Source organism: Acidisoma silvae (assembly GCF_020618775.1).
GTDB lineage: Bacteria > Pseudomonadota > Alphaproteobacteria > Acetobacterales > Acetobacteraceae > Acidisoma > Acidisoma silvae.
The window spans coordinates 105277-123351 of the sequence record NZ_JAESVB010000010.1 but is presented as its reverse complement, the minus strand read 5'-3'; the positions used below and the strand labels follow the sequence as shown (position 1 = coordinate 123351).

General features: G+C 61.2%; 18 protein-coding genes. 12 read left to right on the top strand and 6 right to left on the bottom strand.

Annotated features, from left to right (window positions below; translation table 11 throughout):
• Positions 1–19 precede the first annotated feature (19 nt).
• Genes ASILVAE211_RS18340 through ASILVAE211_RS18330 form a run of 3 tightly spaced genes read right to left on the bottom strand, consistent with a single transcriptional unit; the run spans position 20 to position 2876 of the window.
• Positions 20–913: an NAD(P)-dependent oxidoreductase gene (locus ASILVAE211_RS18340; protein ID WP_227322807.1), complete on the bottom strand. Its 894-nt coding sequence runs from the start codon at positions 911–913 to the stop codon at positions 20–22.
• Entirely contained in the window at positions 910–1836 is a 927-nt protein-coding gene (locus tag ASILVAE211_RS18335; RefSeq protein ID WP_227322806.1) for an intradiol ring-cleavage dioxygenase, read from the bottom strand. Before ASILVAE211_RS18335 ends, ASILVAE211_RS18340 begins: the two co-directional genes overlap by 4 nt.
• Positions 1836–2876, bottom strand: coding sequence for a maleylacetate reductase (locus ASILVAE211_RS18330; RefSeq protein ID WP_227322805.1), 1041 nt, complete (start codon positions 2874–2876; stop codon positions 1836–1838). Before ASILVAE211_RS18330 ends, ASILVAE211_RS18335 begins: the two co-directional genes overlap by 1 nt.
• 277 nt (positions 2877–3153) lie before the next feature.
• Between ASILVAE211_RS18330 and ASILVAE211_RS18325 the strand changes: the two genes are divergently transcribed.
• The 8 genes from ASILVAE211_RS18325 to ASILVAE211_RS18290 are packed head-to-tail and all read left to right on the top strand — an operon-like array spanning position 3154 to position 10785.
• Complete coding sequence (locus ASILVAE211_RS18325) at positions 3154–4311, top strand: ABC transporter substrate-binding protein (RefSeq protein ID WP_227322804.1); 1158 nt, start codon at positions 3154–3156, stop codon at positions 4309–4311.
• Between the two features lie 8 nt (positions 4312–4319).
• Positions 4320–5816: a sugar ABC transporter ATP-binding protein gene (locus ASILVAE211_RS18320; protein WP_227322803.1), complete on the top strand. Its 1497-nt coding sequence runs from the start codon at positions 4320–4322 to the stop codon at positions 5814–5816.
• Positions 5817–5826: 10 nt separating this feature from the next.
• A complete protein-coding gene (locus ASILVAE211_RS18315; protein ID WP_227322802.1) occupies positions 5827–6801 on the top strand; it encodes an ABC transporter permease in 975 nt (324 codons plus the stop codon).
• Positions 6801–7784, top strand: a complete 984-nt coding sequence (locus ASILVAE211_RS18310; RefSeq protein WP_227322801.1) for an ABC transporter permease — start codon at positions 6801–6803, stop codon at positions 7782–7784. The genes ASILVAE211_RS18315 and ASILVAE211_RS18310 overlap by 1 nt, the downstream gene beginning before the upstream one ends.
• Positions 7785–7814: 30 nt before the next feature.
• Entirely contained in the window at positions 7815–8588 is a 774-nt protein-coding gene (locus ASILVAE211_RS18305) for an SDR family NAD(P)-dependent oxidoreductase (RefSeq protein WP_227322800.1), read from the top strand.
• A gap of 15 nt (positions 8589–8603) precedes the next feature.
• Positions 8604–8897 carry a YciI family protein gene (locus tag ASILVAE211_RS18300; protein WP_227322799.1) on the top strand — a complete coding sequence of 98 codons (294 nt, stop codon included), beginning with the start codon at positions 8604–8606 and terminating at the stop codon, positions 8895–8897.
• A 17-nt stretch (positions 8898–8914) separates the two neighbouring features.
• Positions 8915–9682, top strand: a complete 768-nt coding sequence (locus ASILVAE211_RS18295) for an SDR family NAD(P)-dependent oxidoreductase (RefSeq protein WP_227322798.1) — start codon at positions 8915–8917, stop codon at positions 9680–9682.
• A gap of 35 nt (positions 9683–9717) precedes the next feature.
• Positions 9718–10785: an alcohol dehydrogenase catalytic domain-containing protein gene (locus ASILVAE211_RS18290; protein ID WP_227322797.1), complete on the top strand. Its 1068-nt coding sequence runs from the start codon at positions 9718–9720 to the stop codon at positions 10783–10785.
• A 41-nt stretch (positions 10786–10826) separates the two neighbouring features.
• Here ASILVAE211_RS18290 and ASILVAE211_RS18285 read toward each other — a convergent pair whose 3' ends face one another.
• From ASILVAE211_RS18285 to ASILVAE211_RS18275, 3 genes are all read right to left on the bottom strand, one after another.
• Positions 10827–11498, bottom strand: a complete 672-nt coding sequence (locus ASILVAE211_RS18285; protein WP_227322796.1) for a GntR family transcriptional regulator — start codon at positions 11496–11498, stop codon at positions 10827–10829.
• A gap of 90 nt (positions 11499–11588) precedes the next feature.
• A complete protein-coding gene (locus ASILVAE211_RS18280) occupies positions 11589–12440 on the bottom strand; it encodes a dioxygenase family protein (protein WP_227322795.1) in 852 nt (283 codons plus the stop codon).
• Positions 12441–12453: 13 nt separating this feature from the next.
• Positions 12454–13347 carry a fumarylacetoacetate hydrolase family protein gene (locus ASILVAE211_RS18275; protein ID WP_227322794.1) on the bottom strand — a complete coding sequence of 298 codons (894 nt, stop codon included), beginning with the start codon at positions 13345–13347 and terminating at the stop codon, positions 12454–12456.
• 208 nt (positions 13348–13555) lie between these two features.
• Here ASILVAE211_RS18275 and ASILVAE211_RS18270 point away from each other — a divergent pair, with 208 nt between their 5' ends.
• Genes ASILVAE211_RS18270 through ASILVAE211_RS18255 form a run of 4 tightly spaced genes read left to right on the top strand, consistent with a single transcriptional unit; the run spans position 13556 to position 18074 of the window.
• Complete coding sequence (locus tag ASILVAE211_RS18270; RefSeq protein ID WP_227322793.1) at positions 13556–14338, top strand: SDR family NAD(P)-dependent oxidoreductase; 783 nt, start codon at positions 13556–13558, stop codon at positions 14336–14338.
• 54 nt (positions 14339–14392) lie between these two features.
• Positions 14393–15505, top strand: a complete 1113-nt coding sequence (locus ASILVAE211_RS18265) for a sugar ABC transporter substrate-binding protein (RefSeq protein WP_227322792.1) — start codon at positions 14393–14395, stop codon at positions 15503–15505.
• 29 nt (positions 15506–15534) lie between these two features.
• Positions 15535–16557, top strand: coding sequence for an ABC transporter permease (locus tag ASILVAE211_RS18260; RefSeq protein ID WP_227322791.1), 1023 nt, complete (start codon positions 15535–15537; stop codon positions 16555–16557).
• Positions 16554–18074: a sugar ABC transporter ATP-binding protein gene (locus ASILVAE211_RS18255; protein WP_227322790.1), complete on the top strand. Its 1521-nt coding sequence runs from the start codon at positions 16554–16556 to the stop codon at positions 18072–18074. The genes ASILVAE211_RS18260 and ASILVAE211_RS18255 overlap by 4 nt, the downstream gene beginning before the upstream one ends.
• Position 18075 lies beyond the last annotated feature (1 nt).

The window sequence follows — 18075 nt, the reverse complement described above, 5'->3', positions numbered from 1 at the left end:
TCGCCCCTCGCTCCGGTTGCTAAGCCGCAGCCAGACCCGCCTGCGCTTCATATTGCTCGAGCAGCACGAAGAAATCCTTCAGGCCGCTGCCTTGCGCGCGCGCCGCCTCATATTGCTGACGAATCAGACTGATGAGGAAGACCGGAACTTGCTCGCCACTGGCGGCATCCAGAACAAGATCGAAATCCTTGATCATTTGTTCCACGGTGAAGGCCGGCGCGAAATCACGCGAGGTCAGCATTTCACGCTTATAAGCGATCAGCGGCGACGCCACGGCGCTTTCACAAATCACTTCCAGCATCTGATCGGTACTCAGCTTGCCTTTGCGCCCGAAGGTCAGCGCTTCGGCGAGAAGGGCTGAGGTCGCGCCAACAAGCATATTGATCGCGAGCTTGAGGTAGCGGGCCTCCTCTCCCGTACCGAGATAGAAGCGACGAACCGAAAATGTTTCCAGAAGCGGCTCGACGGCATGGAAGGCCGTCTCCTCGCCGGAGGCCAGAACGGTCAATTTGCCGGCCTCGGCCGTCGCCGTGCTGCCTGACAAAGGCGCGCGCAGATATTGAATGCCGGCCGCCGCCAGCGCCTGGGCGATTTCGGCCGAAACGCGTGGCGATACCGTACTGGTCTCGACCAGAATAGAACCAGCCGCCATGGTTCTTGCCAGGCCCTGCTCACCCAGGACAAGAGAGCGCAAAACCCCGTCATTTGGAATCGACAGAAATGTGATCGGTGCGGCGGCAGCCGCGGCTTGCGGCGTATCTGCGATATTGGCACCCGACGCTGCGGCGAGCGCCGTCGCTTCCGCCACGATATCATAGACATGAAGCTCATGTCCGGCGGCACCGATATGACGGCTCATCGGCGCGCCCATCTTGCCAAGGCCAATCCAGCCAACGGAGGTTCTGTTCTTCATAGCGACGCTCCGTTCATTCCGACTGCCGCCCTGGCGCCAGTCAGATGGTTCAAAGCCTCTCTTTGGAGGCGAAAATCGAGGGAAAGGCACTGGCACCCATCGGGAAGCGCATGCTGTCGCTGCTCCTCGACCGTAGGGCGACGCAGCGGCGCAATCAGGCTGTACTTCACGCCGAAGACAGCGTCGCTATCAAGATAAGGGTCGCCGTCGATAAAAATATGGGTGGTGAGAGTATCGAATCCCGCACATCGCAGAATGAAATGGATATGCGCGGGGCGCATCGGATGCCGGCCGAGCGCCTTCAGCATATCGCCGACCGGCCCATCGCTCGGGATGGGATAGGAAGCCGGTACGATGCTGCGGAACCAGAAACGCCCATCGGTCGCCGTGTGAAAGACACCGCGCAGATTCATGTCCGGTTGGCTGTCGTCCTGCGTGTCGTAAAATCCGTCTTCCGAGGTCTGCCAGACGTCAAGCGCCACGCCTGCCAACGGAAGGCCGGATTCGTCGCTGACCTGGCCGAGAACGAACAGCGGCTCGCCGCGCCCATGATGCGCGATCATCGCTCCCATCGGCAGATTCGGCGCGCCGTTCACGTAGAAAGGCCCCAGAACCGTCGAAGGCGTGACCTCGTCGATTTTTCGGTTGTTGATGGCATCGACAAGCATGGAGACGCCAAGCGTATCGGACAGAAGAATGAACTCTTGCCTGCGGTCGCTGCTGATCTGGCCCGCCCGGGTCAGAAATTGAATGGCTGCCAGCCATTCTTCCGGTGTCAGCCGCAATTCCTTGATGATGGCGTGCAGATGCGGCACCAGCACCGCCATGATCTCTCCTAGCCGCGCATCCGTGCAGGCCGCGTTACGCTCCAGCACCGCCTCGACAGAGCGGTCTTCCGTAAAATGCTGCGTGCTGCTGACCATCACGCGTGCTCCCCGGCCGGCCGCTGCCCCGAGTAAGCGTTTTGGAGAAGCCTGCGCAGCGCTGCTGCCTCGATCGGCCTGGGATTGGGATAGGGCCTTGCCGCCGCCTGGGCGACGGCCTGCTCAATATCGGCCTCCCGCATCCCGATACCCGCCAGGCTCAGTGGCGCGCCAAGGCGCTGCGCCAGATCATACAGACCTTGGGCTGCATCCTCAGCCCCGAGGGCGGAAGCAATGCGCCGCATGGCGTCCGGTGCGCCCTTGGCGTTGTAGGCGACCGCATGCGGCAGTACGACGGTATGGGTTGGCGCATGCGGCAGATTGAAGGATCCACCGAGGACATGGCAAAGCTTGTGATGCAGCGCCATGCCGACTGATCCGAGCGCAATGCCGCAGAGCCAGGCGCCGTAAAGCGCCTGATGGCGCGCATCCCGGTCGTCCGGCTTTGCCACAATCATCGGCAGGGCATCGGCCAGGGCCCTGATTGCGGCTTCGGCCATTAGCGAGATGATCGGGTTGCGCTCCTCGGCATATAGCGCCTCAACCGCATGCGCGATCGCATTCATGCCGCTGGTGGCGCTGATCGCGGGCGGCAGGCTTAGGGTCAAGGATACGTCATAGACGGTCGTTTCCGGCAATACCTTGCGTGTGCGCTGGGTTAGTTTTTCACCGTCTTTCGTTTCACCAATGATCGGCGTCATTTCTGATCCGGCATAGGTCGTCGGAACGGCGATCTGCGGCAGATCCGTGCGGAGTGCGATGGCTTTGCCAAGGCCGATGGTTGAACCACCTCCGACGGACAAAATGCCGTCAACGACTTTGTCGCGCACGACGGCCAAAGCCTGTTCGGTGATTTCGACTGGAGTATGCATGGTCGCGCGGTCAAAGCTGCCAATGGCACGCTTGCCAAGATGAGCCAGGATGTCCCCCGCCTGGTCGCGCTGCTCGGGTGTCGAGAGGACAAGAATTCTTGTCATCTCAAGCCGCTCAGCCTCCACCGGCAGTTGCGCCAAGGTGCCGTCACCGAAGACCACGCGCATCGGCAATCCGTCAAAGACAAATGGTTCTAGCACTCGGCCTCCCGATACTGCGCGACATGTTTTTAATTGTGCAATGCAACATCAGATTGCATTGTTTTATTGCCCGCACACCAACTTAGGTTCGCCACCATGCCACTGCGAGTTATAAATTGTCCAATTTGAACATTTTCAAACTAGCCAAACGACGCTGACGGTTTCAGGGTCAGGGAACTGGGGCATTGTTGTCTCGGCAAGAAAAACAAAAGGATTGCCGGCATCGGCAACCAAGAGGGGACATATGAGACACGGATTGAAAGCCGCGCTTCTCGGCACTCTGGCTGCTGGCTTTTTTGCCGGAGCCGGTCATGCGCAAAGCCAGTCGGCATCCTCCCCCGGCTACCAGGGCGCGCCCCGCACCGAACTCTTCAATCCGGCCTTAACAAGCTGCATCCGCGACACGGGCAAATACAAAAAAGCGCCCCCCTACACCATCGGCTTCTCAAATGCCGGTCTTGGTGACAGCTGGCGCGTCGTCGCCCTGGATGAGCTGAAGCAAGGCGCGGAAGACCACAAGGATGTCATCAAGAAGCTCATCATCACTGATGCCGGCCATGATGATGCGAAACAGGTTTCCGACGTGCAGGACTTGGCGTCGCAGGGCGTGGACCTGATGATCGTCAGCGCAAATACCGAGAAGGCGCTGGACCCTGTCGTTACCCGCGTAATGCGCCAGGGCATTCCGGTCATTATGCTTGACCGGCGCATTTCCTCCGATCATTTCGTCACCTATATCAATGCTTCCGATCCGATGATGGGCCGGCTTTGGGCGCAGTGGATTGTCGAGAAGCTGCACGGCAAAGGTAATGTCGTACTGCTCGGCGGCCAGGCCGGGTCCAGCCCGAATGAAAACCGCATGGGACCAGCTAAAGAAATTTTCGCGCAATATCCGGGAATTCATATCCTGGACACCGTCTATTCCGACTGGAGCCCGGTGAAGGGCAAGCAGGTCATGCAGGCCGTCATCGCCAAATACGGTCATAAGATCGACGCCGTGTGGTCAGCGCATGGACTGCAGGTTCCAGGGTCTATCGAGGCCTTCGTCGAAGCCGGTTTCAAGCCCGGTGAGATTCCAATGCACACCACCGCCGATGTCAATGGCCCGCTGCTTATGGCCTTGAAGTATAAAGTGCCTATGCTGGAGATCAGCGATCCCCCCGCACAGTATCGCACGGCAATCGACGTCGCTCTGAAAGTATTGAGTGGCGCAGCCGTGCCCTGCACTTACACCGTTAATTCGCAGATCTCGGTGACAGCGGGCGACGAGACGCCTTCGATCAAAAGTGACGAACCCTTCGCAAGCCTCGCGCTGCCTGACAAGCCATCCAACTACCTCGTCACCAATGACCTTGGCCACAGCTACGATCCGACCACCGCACATACGCAATATCCGCATTGAGGAAGCCCATGCTTTCGGTCAGCGGCATCCGCAAAGCCTTCCCCGGCGTGCAGGCGCTTGCCGGGGTCGATCTCGAGGTGCGGGCAGGGGAGATTCACGCTCTGGTCGGAGAGAACGGCGCGGGGAAGTCGACACTGACGCGGATTATCGCCGGTGTCGAACGTCCTGATGCGGGGGAAATCCGCCTCAATCAAGAGGTCGTGCAGTGGCATGGCCCGGCTCAGGCAAAAGCCGCCGGCATCCATGTCATTTATCAGGAATTTGTACTGTTTCCGCACCTGACGGTCGCAGAAAACATCTTCCTCGGCCGCATGCCGCACAACCGTCTAGGCTTCATCGACCATGCCCAGGCCGAGCGGCGGTCGCGTGAAATTCTCAGCCGGCTCGGCATAACCATGGATGTGCGCCGGCAGGTCCGCCTGCTGTCGGTCGCCGACCAGCAGATGGTCGAAATCGCCAAGGCGCTGGTGGAAACGCCCAAAGTTTTGATCCTCGATGAACCGACAGCCGTCATCGCGGGGCGCGAGGTGGACCTGCTGTTTGATCGCCTGCGCCGATTGCAGGAAGCTGGCGTCGCCATCATCTATATTTCTCACCGGCTCGATGAAATCTTCGCGCTCTGTGACCGTCTGACCGTGATCAAGGACGGGCAATGGATCGCCACCCGTCCTGTCGCCGGCATGACGCGCGATACGCTCATCACGCTGATGGTGGGACGTGATCTGGCCCATCTCTTTCCGGCGCATGAGCGCCCCCCGCCGGCACAGCCCGAGATCGTCCTGCAGGCTCAGGACATCCATGTCGGCAGTCGTGTGCGCGGCTGTAGCCTGGATTTGCGCGCCGGTGTCATTACGGGCCTGGCGGGCATGGTCGGGTCAGGGCGGTCGGAACTGGCGATGGCGATTTTCGGCGGCCTGCCGATGGAACGCGGCGCCGTCACCGTCGGCGGCCATACCTTCCGCCGCATCACCCCGGGGCAAGCCATCGCTCTTGGCATCGGCTTTGTCACGGAGGACCGCAAAGGCCAGGGCTTGGCCATGTTGCAGACCGTGGGCGCCAATATCAGCGCCGCCAACCTGGACAGCGTGCGGCGCGGCATCATGCGGGACGGCGCCCGCGAGTGGCAGATCGCCGAAGAGGATATCGGCAGCTATCAGATCGCCTGCCGTGGACCTGGCACGCTCGTCTCCACCATGTCGGGCGGCAATCAGCAAAAAGTCCTGATCGCCCGATGGGCGCGGGCCTGCCATCGCGTCCTGATCTTGGACGAGCCGACGCGCGGCGTCGATGTCGGCGCGCGCGCTGAAATCTACCGCATCATGCGGGGCCTTGCCGCGCGCGGCATTGCCATCCTGATGATCAGTTCGGAACTGCCGGAAATCGTCGGCATGTCCGATCGCGTCTATGTCATGCGCGAGGGTTCGATCACGGGCTTTCTGGAGAAAGACGCCATCACCGAGGAAGCTGTGGTCGATCTTGCAACTCATGATCGGCAGGCCGCGTGAGGAAAAAGCCATGAGCGTCACAACGATCGCGCCGTCGCCACGCGCGCCCGCACGCCGCATTCCAGAGCAGGTTTTGCGCCTTGGTATCGTCGTCATTCTGATCGCCGTCATCATCGTTCTCGGCTGCGTCGTATCGGACCGTTTCGGCACGATGAACAATCTGCTCAACGTCTATGAGCAATCGACAGATCTGGCTTTGGTCGCCCTGGGCCAGACGCTGACAATCCTGACCGGCGGCATCGATCTGTCCGTCGGCTCCATGATCAGCCTGCTATCAGTGCTGACCTCGGGCCTCATCAACAGTAACGGCGATCTTGTCCTGCCCGTCTGCGCCGGCGTTCTTCTGCTCGGCATGATCATCGGCCTGGTCAACGGCATCGGAATCGTCGTGCTGCGCGTGCATCCGCTGATCGTGACACTGGGCACTGGCGCCATGCTGCAGGGCTTAGCGCTGCTCTATACTATGGAGCCGGCCGGCGGCGTGCCTGACGGCTTCGACTTCCTGGCATATGGCCGTGTCGCGGATATCTCCGTCGGCGCCAGCATCGTTCTGGTCGTGTATCTTTTGGCAAGTTTTCTCATGCGGCGTACCGCAACCGGGCGGCATATCTATGCGATCGGCGATGACAGGCACGCGGCCGTGCTGCTCGGCCTGCCGGTGCGCCGGCTGACGGTTCTGGTCTATACGCTTTCGGGCCTGCTTTGCGCCATGACGGCCATTTATCTTGTCGCGCGCTTCGGATCCGGCCAGCCCTATGCTGGCGCGAATTATACGCTGGCCTCGGTCACGCCCGTGGTCGTCGGCGGCACCATGCTCAGCGGCGGGCGTGGCGGTGTCATCGGCACGCTGCTCGGCGCCTATCTCATCGCGATTTTGAACGATTTTCTGAACTTCCTTCATGTCTCGACCGAAATTCAACTCGTCGTCCAAGGTCTGATCATCATGCTGGCCGTTTCGGCCTATCACGAAGGGAAGAAGGGCTGATGAAGGTGGAGGTCATTCCGCAGGCGCGCACACTTATCGCCAAGCCAGCATCCGGCGGTACGGCACGGCTGCATGGTGGGCTTTCGCGCTATGCGATCTATCTTTTTCTGGTCCTGCTGATCCTTCTCTCCGGGGTCGCGGCGCCAGCCTTTCTGAGCGGTCAGAACCTCTCCAACCTCGTGCTGCAGACGGTGCCGCTGGCCATCGTCGTTATCGGCCAAGCACTTGTGATCATGACCGGCGGGCTGGACCTGTCGGTCGCCTCGGTCATGGCGACGGCGGCTGTCGCCGGCACCTGTTTCGGCACCGGCATCGGCGCCGTCATCACAACCCTGGTCGTGTCACTTGCCATTGGCGGCGTTACCGGCTTGGTGAATGGCCTTCTGGTCACCAAGCGGCAGGTGTCACCCTTCCTGGCCACACTTGCGAGTATGATTGTTCTACAGGGCCTGCGCTTCGCCTGGACGAAGGGCGCGCCGAGCGGCGGCTTGCCGCCCATCCTGCGCGTCGTCGGCGCAGCCACCTGGCACGGCATTCCCGTCAATCTCTTTGTCCTGATCGTGGTCGCCGCACTGGCCTGCTTCCTCGTTCATTTCACGCTGCTCGGCCGCCGCTTCATGATCACCGGCGGCAACCCGGTCACGGCGCGGCTTTTGGGCTATCGCGTCGATACCATCATCATCGGCAGCTATGTCTTGTCCGGCCTGCTGGCGGCCATCGCCGGTGTCGTTCTCGGCGGTTATGCCGAGATCGTCGACAATCAGGTCGGCCGCGGCTTCGAACTGGACAGTATCGTCGCGGCCGTGATCGGTGGCGTGGCCCTTTCGGGTGGGCGCGGTACCATCCCCGGAGCCCTGGCTGGGGCGGCGGTGCTGATGCTCGCCGCCAATGCGGTGCTTCTGCTCGGCCTGCCGATCCAGTTCCAGATCGTGCTCAAGGGCATCGTCATCGTCCTCGCCGCCGCCTGCTACGTGCGACGCTGACCATGGCCTCCGACACAGAAAGGAAAATCCATGTCGGCTGAAACTCTCTATCGCCTAGACGGCCGCGTCGCCGTGGTGACGGGTGCCGAACGCGGCATCGGCGCTACCATTGCCGAGCATTTCCTGGCCCTCGGCGCTACCGTGGTACTGGCCGACCGCTCGTCCAGCGTGCGCGAAACGGCCGCGCGACTTGATCCGAACGGTAAGCGCACCTCCTGGCTGACGTTGGATGTTACGGATTCGTCATCGCTCGATGCTGCGGCCGACACAGTGATACAGCGCCATGGCGCGGTCGATATTCTGGCTGCCAATGCTGGCATCAGCTACGAAGCCGCCGCCATCGACCACAGCGACGAGATCTGGCGCCATGCGCTTTCCGTCAATCTTGACGGCAGCTTCTATTCCGCCCGCGCCTTCGCCCGACCTATGCTACAGCGCGGCAGGGGCGCGATTGTTCTGACATCATCGATCGCCGGCGTAAAGGTCGTGCGGCCTGAACTGCATGTGGGCTACGACGTTGCGAAGGCAGGCGTCGCGCATATGACGCGGGTGCTGGGAATCGAATGGGCCAAGCAGGGCCTGCGGGTCAATGCCGTCGGTCCTGGCTATACCGATACTGAAATGCTGGCCGATGTCGGGCGCACGCAGCCCGATGTCATGAAGATCTGGCTGGAAGACATGCCAAATGGACGGCTGCTGCGCAAGCAGGAGATCGCTTCGGCTGTTGCCTTTCTCGCCTCCGACGCCGCATCCGGCATCAATGGCCATGTCCTAATGGTCGATGCCGGCTACTCCATCTCCTGATATTGGAAACAAGCCATGCATTTCGTCATCCATTGCCTGGACAAGCCACATGCCGTGCAGCAGCGGCTGGCACATTACGATGCCCATAAAGCCTATCTCTCGGCGCCTAGCGTCGCGATCCTTGTATCAGGGCCGCTTCTGGCCTCCGATCAAGAGACGATGATCGGCAGTTTCTTCCTTGTCGAAGCAGACAGCCAGGCGCAGGTTGAGACTTTCCACAACAATGACCCCTTCAAGAAGGCGGCTATCTGGGAAAAGGTTTCGATCCATCCTTTTCTCAAGCGCATGGATAACCGCGGGGCGCAATAAAAACGCGAGGAACGACAATGGGACGTCTACAGGACAAGGTCGCCATCATCACCGGTGGCGGCACCGGCATCGGGGAGGCGACATGCCAGCGCTTTGCCGAGGAAGGTGCCAAGGTCGCGATCTTCGAGATCAGCACAGAGAACGGCCGGAAGACGGCTGACAAGCTGCGTGCTCTTGGTGCGGAGGCAGAGGTCTATCAGGTCGATGTCCGCGAAGCGGATAGCGTTTCCCGGGCGGTTGCCGCCGTGGCCGATGCCTGGGGGCAAATCGACATTCTGGTGAATAACGCGGCCATTCCCGGCGCCAATAAATTTACGCATGAGCTGAGCGTTGAGGAGTTCGAGGCGGTTTTTGCCGTCAATGTGCGCGGCACCTTCCTCTGCTCAAAATTCGTGCTTCCACATATGATGCAGGCCAAGCGCGGCGCGATCGTAAACTTCTCGTCCATATACGGTTTAATCGGGAATGACGACCTGCCCCCTTATCACGCGACCAAGGGTGCCGTGCTGCTCATGACCAAGACAGATGCCATCTGCTACGCGCCACATGGAATCCGCGTCAATTGCGTGCACCCCGGCTCTACCAAGACGCCGCTCTTCATGAAGGCGGGCGAAACCTACCCCGGCGGCTTGCAGCATTATCTGGACATGATGAAGGCGAAGCACCCGCTCACACTGGGCGAGCCCGTCGATGTCGCGAATTGCGTGCTCTTCCTGGCATCGGACGAGGCACGGTTCGTGACAGGCGCCAGCCTCGCCTGCGACGGCGGCTACACCGCGCAATAGGGCGCATTTACCTGCCGGCAGAGAGGACAGTCACCATGCGCGCAGTGCGTTTTTACTCACATCATGACATCCGGGTTGAAGATGTGGCGGCGCCATCGGACGATCCGGCACCAGGCCAGGTTCTGGTCGCGCCCATCGTCTGCGGCATTTGCGGCACCGATTTGCATGAATATATCGCCGGGCCAATCGTCACGCCGAAAGAGCCCAATGCGTTGACGGGCGCCACTCTGCCGCAAATCCTCGGGCATGAATTTTCGGCGCGCATTGTCAAAACCGGCGACGGCGTCAGCCATGTCAAGCCTGGCGATCTCGTCTCCATCCAGCCGCTGATGGCACCGGCCGATGACTATTACGCCCGGCGCGGTCTGCTGCATCTCAGCGAAAAGCTAGGCGTCATCGGCCTGTCCCATGCCTGGGGCGGCATGGCCGAGCAGGCCATGCTGCCGGCCGCCAACGTCATCCCTGTCCCAGCCGGGCTGACCCCAGTTCAGGCGGCCCTGATCGAGCCCGCGGCCGTCGCGGTCTACGCGGTCGACCGCGGGCGCGTGCAGGCGGGGTCATCGGTCCTGGTCTCAGGCGCCGGGCCGATCGGCGCGCTGACCCTGCTGGCCGCACGTGCGGCAGGTGCGGCCACGCTCTTCGTATCGGAGCCGAACCCCAACCGGCTGCGCAAGGCGCAGGAGATCGTGCCTGGCGTCATCCCTATCGATCCGCGCAGCCAGAATTTGGTGGAGATCGTGCGGGCCCATACCGAAAGCGGGGTCGGCGTGGATACTGCGCTCGAATGCGTAGGGCATGAAGGCTCACTCAATGCCTGTGTCGAGGCCGTGCGGCGCCAGGGCGTGGTTGTACAGGCCGGGCTTCATGTCCGCGCGGCTTCCGTCAATCCGATGCTTTGGGCTTTGAAGGATATTTCGATCGAAGCGACATGGTGCTATCCGGTTCATGTCTGGCCCCGCATCGCCAGCATGATTTCGGCCGGGCTTTTTCCTGTGGAGCGTATCGTTACTGCCGAGATTGACGCGGCCAGTGTCGTGGCGGGCGGCTTCGAAGCGCTTCTCGACCCTGCCGGACAGCATCTGAAGATTCTCGTTGCCGCCTGACCGATCAAGGTACCGCTTCCTGCCAGAAGCGGACCACCTGGCTAGCCCTTCAGGCCGATGCTGCACAATTCGCTGGTCAGTCGATAATGGCTCAGCAAGGCTTCAACCGCGCCGTCTGCATCGCCGTTGATCGCTTTCGTTGCCATCGCATTATGCTCAGCCAGTTCGTCGCGCGGCACGCTGGCGGCCTCCCGCGCGACCTGCCGGTAGCGATAGGCCTGATCGGCCAATTGAGCACAAAAGCCGATCAGCATGTCCGAGCGGCAAGCGGCAATCAGCGCCCGATGAAAAGCCCGATGGCGTGTTTCCCATTCGGTATTGGGCGTGCCGTTTTCCGCGCGGCGCGGCAGGCGCGACAACCGATGCAGGGCGACGACGACGCCCTCCTCCCAACTGGCCGTGCGATTGGCAATGCTTTCGCGAAAGGCCCGTTCTTCCAGCCAGCAGCGCGTGCGCGTTAGCTCCTCCAGCTCCTCCAGCGTGATCGGCATGACGAAGAATCCACGCTGATCACGACGGTCGAGCAGACCTTCGGCCGCCAGGCGGTTCAACGCCTCCCGCACCGGAGACGCGCCAGCGCCATATTGCGCGACCGCCCATTCCACACGCAGCTTGCTATTGGGCGGAAGCCGGCAATGCAGAAGATCGTCGCGCAAATGCGCATAGACCGACGATGCCAAGGTCGTCTCGCGGACCGTGCTGCCGTCTGTCAAACAGAGCCCCCTGAAAACCGCCGCAGCGGAGATGAGACCGAGCCTTAGCATCGACTGGTTCAACCCGACAATTGTCAGGCCATGGACCGGTTAAGCCGCTTCGGACAGCGCCGCCGGCACCAGCCTGAATACAAGATCGACGCGCCTGCGGCCCTGGTCCTGTAGCGGTGCCACGATCAGGGACCGGCGCACCCCGAATACGGCATCGGTGCCGAGATAAGGATCGCCCTCGAAAAAGATTTCCGTGGTCAGCGCACGATGCCCGGGCGCCATGATCAGAAAATGGAAATGGGCCGGCCGCCAGGCCGTCCTGCCGCCCGCATGCAGCAGATCGCCTACCGGGCCGTCATCGGGCACCTTGTACGGCCCCGGCATGACGGTCACGAAGCTGAAACCGGCTTCAGCGTCGCACCGCATCTTACAGCGGAAAGCGTCGTCGGGCAGCGTCTGGTCTTGCGTCGCATAAAGACCGTTCTCGGCCGTCTGCCACATATCGATCAATGCGCCGGGGATCGGCCGCCCGTCAGGGTCCAGCACCCGCCCCTGCACCAGCACGGGCTCGCCTACGCCATCCGGCCGCAAATCCGCGCCCACGGGCCGTTCCGGACTGTCGGAGGCATAGAAGGGCCCGAGCACGCTTCCTTCGGTTGCGCCCTCGGGCGCGTCCGTCATATCGACAAAGGAGCTGAGGCCCAGCACATCCGACAGCAGCATGAATTCATCGCGCTTTTCGTCGCTGATCTCACCGCAGCGGAACAGGAAGCCGACTGCCTTAGCCCATTCCTCATGCGTCAATCGGTTTTCCCGCGCAAAACCATGCAGATGACTGACAAGGCTCGTCAGCAGCTGCTGTTCGCGCGCCGATGTCATGGCGAAGGATGCGATCACCTTCTCGGTCACATTGCCCGGATTAATGTCATAGGCGGGCGGGTGATTGATCATAGCCGGACCTCCCTTAAGCCGCTTCGCTAGATGAAGACGGACGCGACGCCACTTCATCCTCGATGAAATTGCGCAATAGCCCGACGCCTTCGATTTCGACTTCAACGCTGTCGCCGTGACGCATCCACAGCGGCGGCTTGCGGGCGTGACCGACGCCCGACGGCGTACCCATGACGATGACGTCGCCCGCTTCCAGCGTGACGCATTCCGACAGCATGGCCAGCGTCTCCCCCACCGGAAAAATCATCTGGGCGGTGTCGGCCTGTTGCACCACCTGGCCATTCAGCCTGCAGACGATGGACAGGCCTGCCGCACCGCGCGGCAGTTCGTCGGCCGTGACCAAAGCCGGCCCGAAAGCACCGGTCTGCTGAAAATTCTTCCCCATCGTCCACTGGATGGTCTTGCGCTGATAGTCACGCACCGAGGCATCGTTGAAACAGGAATAGCCGTAGACGGCATCAAGTCCCTCCTCAGCGCTGGCGTGGCGGATCGCGCGCCCTATCACGACCGCAAGCTCGGCCTCGTAGTCCAGTTGCTCGGACACGATCGGACGCATGATGGCTGCATCATGCGCCGTGAGGCTTGTCGGGCAGCGCAGAAAGGTCGTCGGCCAATCCGGCCGCTGATAGCCACCTTCCGCCGCATGTTCCTGATAGTTGAGGCCGAGACAGATCATTTTCCCAGGCATTGGGATCAAGGGCCGATAGGTCAGCGATGCCGCCGCCAGACGCGGCGCATTGCTTGCCAAAACCCACGCCGCGGCCTGTCGCAAGGTCGTTCCGCCACGCACGAAGGCACCAAGATCATCGGGAAACGCACTGTCCGCCGCAGCGAGATCGACGATGCCGTCTGCCGTCTCCATACCGATCGTGGGTTTGCCGTGCTGCAGAAATGAAATCAGACGCATCTATCCCTCCGGTCTGCTTGACCTTGTTTTTCCGGCTCATATCACCGGGATCAGGTCTTCGCCATAAAAATCGATATTTTTTCATAAACTGTCTAATTTACCGATATTTCTATTTACAATCCGGGCGAGCCGGATCAGTCTTGGATCCGGCAGAGCTTCAGGCTCGCCCAACCGGCGGACTACACGCCGACAAGCGGGAGACGCGGACTTGGACAAAGCCAAGTTACTCGACACATTCTTTGGTCTGACCGGCAAAACGGCAATCGTGACGGGCGGCGCTGGCGGCTTGGGCAAAGCCGTAGCCAAGGCCTATCTTCAGCTCGGCGCGAAAGTCGCCATTCTCGATCTGAAGGAAGCCGAACTTCACACAGCCGCCGAGGAACTGTCCGCATTTGGATCCGCCCTTCCGGTATCCGTTGATGTCACCAAGCCCGATGCTGTCGAGCGGGCCATCGCGATGGTCGGCGATCAACTCGGCCTTGCGGATATTCTGGTCACGGCCGCCGGTATCGCCAGGCGCAAATCCGCGACCGAGTTGCCGCCCGAGGAATTCGATCTCGTCATGGATGTGAACGTGAAAGGCACGCTTTACAGCGCGCAGGCCTTTGGACGCCGGCTGATTGAAGCCGAAAAGCCAGGGCGCATTATTACCATCGGTTCGGTGCGTGGATTGGTCGGGCATCCTCTCGGTTATGTCGCCTACGGTGTCAGCAAAGGCGCAGTGCATCTGCTGACCCGTCAATTGGCCACGGAATGGGCGAAGCACGGAATCAACGTCAATTGCATCGCGCCGAGTGTCCTCAAGACACCGCTCGCCGATTTCATCCTGAAAACGCCGGAGGTTCGCGACCTCTTCATGTCACGCATCCCCTTCGGCCGCGCGGCGGAGCCGGAAGAATTGAGTGGCACCGCCGTCTTCCTGGCCTCCCCTGCGGCCAGTTTCATTACGGGGCAAATCCTCTTCGTCGACGGTGGCAGCGTCGCTGGATAGCTGACCGACCGTCCGATTCCGCCAAAGAAAAACAAAAACGGAGGAACGACGACTATGAGCGATCAATCGCATCGACTGCTGCAAACGGTCCGGCGGCGCGGCCTGTCACTGGCGGCGGTCCTGGGTCTTGCCTTGCCCCTTGGGCAGATCGGCATGATGCCGGCTAAAGCCGCCCCGAAAGGGAGCCTTATCATCGGCATCGACGAGACGGCATCCGAATACTGGGCCGAATACACGCAGGGTGCGCAGGATATTGCGAATTCCCTCAATGCCAAGCTGATCGTTGTTACCAGCAACTATCAAGGATCCCAGCTTCTGGCCCAGTTGGGGGCGATTTTCGCGACCGGCTGCGATCAATGCGCCTTGGCGACCGACCCCTCCTCCAATGCATTCGTCAAGGCTGTGGTGCATCGCTCCGCTATGGCCGAGGTGCCGATCGTGACGATCTGGAACCGGCCCGAGACGATCCACCCCTGGGATACCGATCCCAAATACTGGGTCGCTCATACGTCTTTCGATGGCGTGATGTCAGGCTATTATCAGGCCCAGGCGCTGTGCAAGGCGCTTGGTGGCCATGGCCAGATTGCCGCTATCGAAGGCGTGCCGTCCACACCACCTGCCTATCAGCGGATCGCCGGGTTGAAAAAAGCGCTGGCGGAATGTCCAGGCGTCACGCTGCTGGATACTGAAGTGGGTGACTGGCAGGAGACCAAGGCACAGGATATCGCGCGCACCTGGATCGCGCGCTACGGCAGCAAGCTCAATGGCATCTTTGCCTCCAACGACGCCATGGCACGCGGCGCCGTCGCCGCCCTCCGGGAAAAGAACCTCAACGGGAAAATTCCCGTGACAGGCTCTGATGGATCGAAGGTCGCGCTCGACATGGTGAAAAGCGGCGATATGCTGGTCACTGTCTGGAATGACCCGGTGCTTCAAGGCGCGGTCTCCATCGCTATTGCCCATGCGGCAGCAGTAGGTGATATTGATCCGGCAAAGCTCAGCCATGCTCAGCGTGATTTCTATTTGAAACAGGAAGTCGTCGACAAGTCCAATGTCGATCACTTTCTTGAACTTAAGGCTCATGCGCCTGTCTATACTTATGCCGAGCTGAAAGCCGACTTCTGGAAGGACTCGGCCGGGCAGATCCCGGTCGGCGCCAACAAGTAGAGCGGACGCCCGATGCGCACGGAACGGTCATGAAGCTCATCTCAGCGACGGTTGCCGTCAGGTCTGCGCGAGAGCCCGACGGTGGCGTCGCGCAGCACCTGCGCCGCTGGCTGCAAAGTCTTGGGCCGCTGGCCGTGCTGATCGTGCTGCTTCTGGTCTTCGAAATCGCGCGGCACAATTTCCTGACCGGCGGCAATCTGGCTGCCATCGCCGAATCCGCAGCCGTGCCGGTGATTCTGACGACGGGATTGAGCTTCGTCATTCTGCTCGGGGCCATTGATCTGTCGATGGAAGGCGTCATGGCGGCCAGCAGCATGACCTTGTCTCTGCTCTGCGCGAATGACGTCAATGGCAATCACTGGGGTGTCTGGGGCATTGCCGCCGCCATTGGCGTCGGCCTGGCCTTCGGCCTCGTCAATGGTGTGCTCAACACGATCCTGCGCATGCCATCGCTGATCGTCACGCTCGGCACCTGGTTCATCGGCCTGGGCATAGCCAGCATCCTGTTTCCGGCGCAGGTGCCGACGGTGCGTGACCCCTGGGTACTGGGCATCGCCGCCTACCATATCGCGGGATTGAGTCTGATCGTCTTCGTGGCGCTGCTTCTGCTTCTGCTGTTTCATCTTCTCCTGCATTACACGCATCTCGGACGCATGATCTTCGCGGTCGGCGGCGCCGAGGCGACGCTTGTGATGACCGGCCTGCCGGTTCCTCTGTTCAAGATCGCGGCCTTCGTCATCTCGGGCCTATTGGCCGGCATTGCTGGCGTTCTGCTGTCCGCGCGGTTGGGCGACGGCAATGCCAATATCGGCGACGGGCTGCTGTTTCCTGCCGTCAGTGCCTGCGTTCTAGGGGGCACCCTGCTCAGCGGCGGTCGTGGCGGCGTGCTGCAATCGGCCATCGGTGCCGTGGTGTTGGAGGTCCTGAATAACGGCCTCATCCAGATCGGCGCCGGCCCCTATGTGCGCAATATCATCAGCGGCGCGGTGATTCTGCTCGTCGTCGCCGCCAGCGGGTTGCATCTGCGACGCAAATTGCGGGTGGTCAAATGACGCAGCTTCTCGAAACACGCGGCGTCGGCAAGACCTTCGGCCGCGTCACCGCGCTGGAGCAGATGGACCTTGTGCTCAGCCAAGGTGAGGTTCTGGGGCTGGTCGGCCAGAACGGCTCGGGCAAATCGACCCTCCTCAAGATCATCGGCGGGTTGGTGCAGCCGAGCAGCGGCGAAATGCTACTGCACGGCAAACCGGTTCGGTTACGCAGCCAGTCGGATGCCACGATGCACGGCATCGGCATGGTGCATCAGGAACAATCCCTGGTGCCAAATCTGACGGTTGCAGAAAACATCTTTCTGGACAAGCCGAATGCCGCCAAGGCGCACGGCCTTTATCGCTGGAACAGATTGTTTGACGCCGCAGCGGCCCAACTTCGCAAGATCGAGATCGATATCGATCCGCGTGCCACGGTCGAAGACCTGCGCTTCGCGCAGCGACAGCAAGTGGAACTTGCCAAAGTGCTGGCTGTCGAAGATCTGGTTAGCCATCCACCCATCATTCTGTTCGATGAGCCGACATCGGTTCTGACCCCGGATGAAATCCGCCTTCTGTTCCGCCAGATCGAGCGTTTGCGACAGACGGCTGCCATCGTCTTCGTCTCCCATCGGTTGGATGAAATCCTTCATATCAGCGACCGCGCCGTTGTCATGACGGACGGCTGCAAGGTGGCCGACGAACCCGTCACGGCGTTGGACCGTGAAAGCCTCTATCGTCTCATGGTTGGGCGGCAGCGCACCATCCGCGCACCGCGCGCGGTCGAAACGCGCCCAGCCGAGAGCCTGACGCCCCGACTGGACGTGACCGGCCTATCCACAGGTCGGCAAGTGCGGCCGGCGACGCTTGCGGTCGCGCCCGGCGAAATACTGGGTCTGCTGGGCGTGCAGAGTTCCGGCGCAGAAGAGTTCTGCCGGGCTTTGTTCGGCGCGGAGGATGATGTTCACGGCACGATACGCCTGAACGGCAAGCAAATCAGCGTCACTTCGCCCGCCGCGGCGGTTCAGGCCGGCATCGGCTATCTGCCAGCCAATCGCCATGTCGAAGGCATGCTGAAAGGCCGCACGCTGGTGGAAAACATGGCTTTGACCTTCGGCCTCGACTACGGCCACCGCGGCATGATCGTCAATCGCCGCGCGGAGCGGCGCGTCGCCTCGGAATGGATCACGCGTCTCCGGGTCAAAACGCGCTCGGCCGATGCGCGCATCGACGATCTGAGTGGCGGCAATCAGCAAAAGGTCGTTCTTGGTAAATGGCTTCTGTCTCGCCGACTGCAATTGCTTTTGCTGGATCACCCGACCCGCGGGCTTGACCCAGGAGCGCGCGATGACCTGTTTGCGGTCATTCGCAGCGAAGCAGCCAAGGGACTTTCCGTCATCTTCATCGCCGATACGATCGGCGAAGTGCTCGACCTTTCGGACCGCGTGATCGTCATGCGCGACGGCGCGATGAGCGCCGAATATAATCTCAACCGTGGGGACGCGCCGAGCGAGGAAGACCTCGTCCGGGCGATGGTATAAC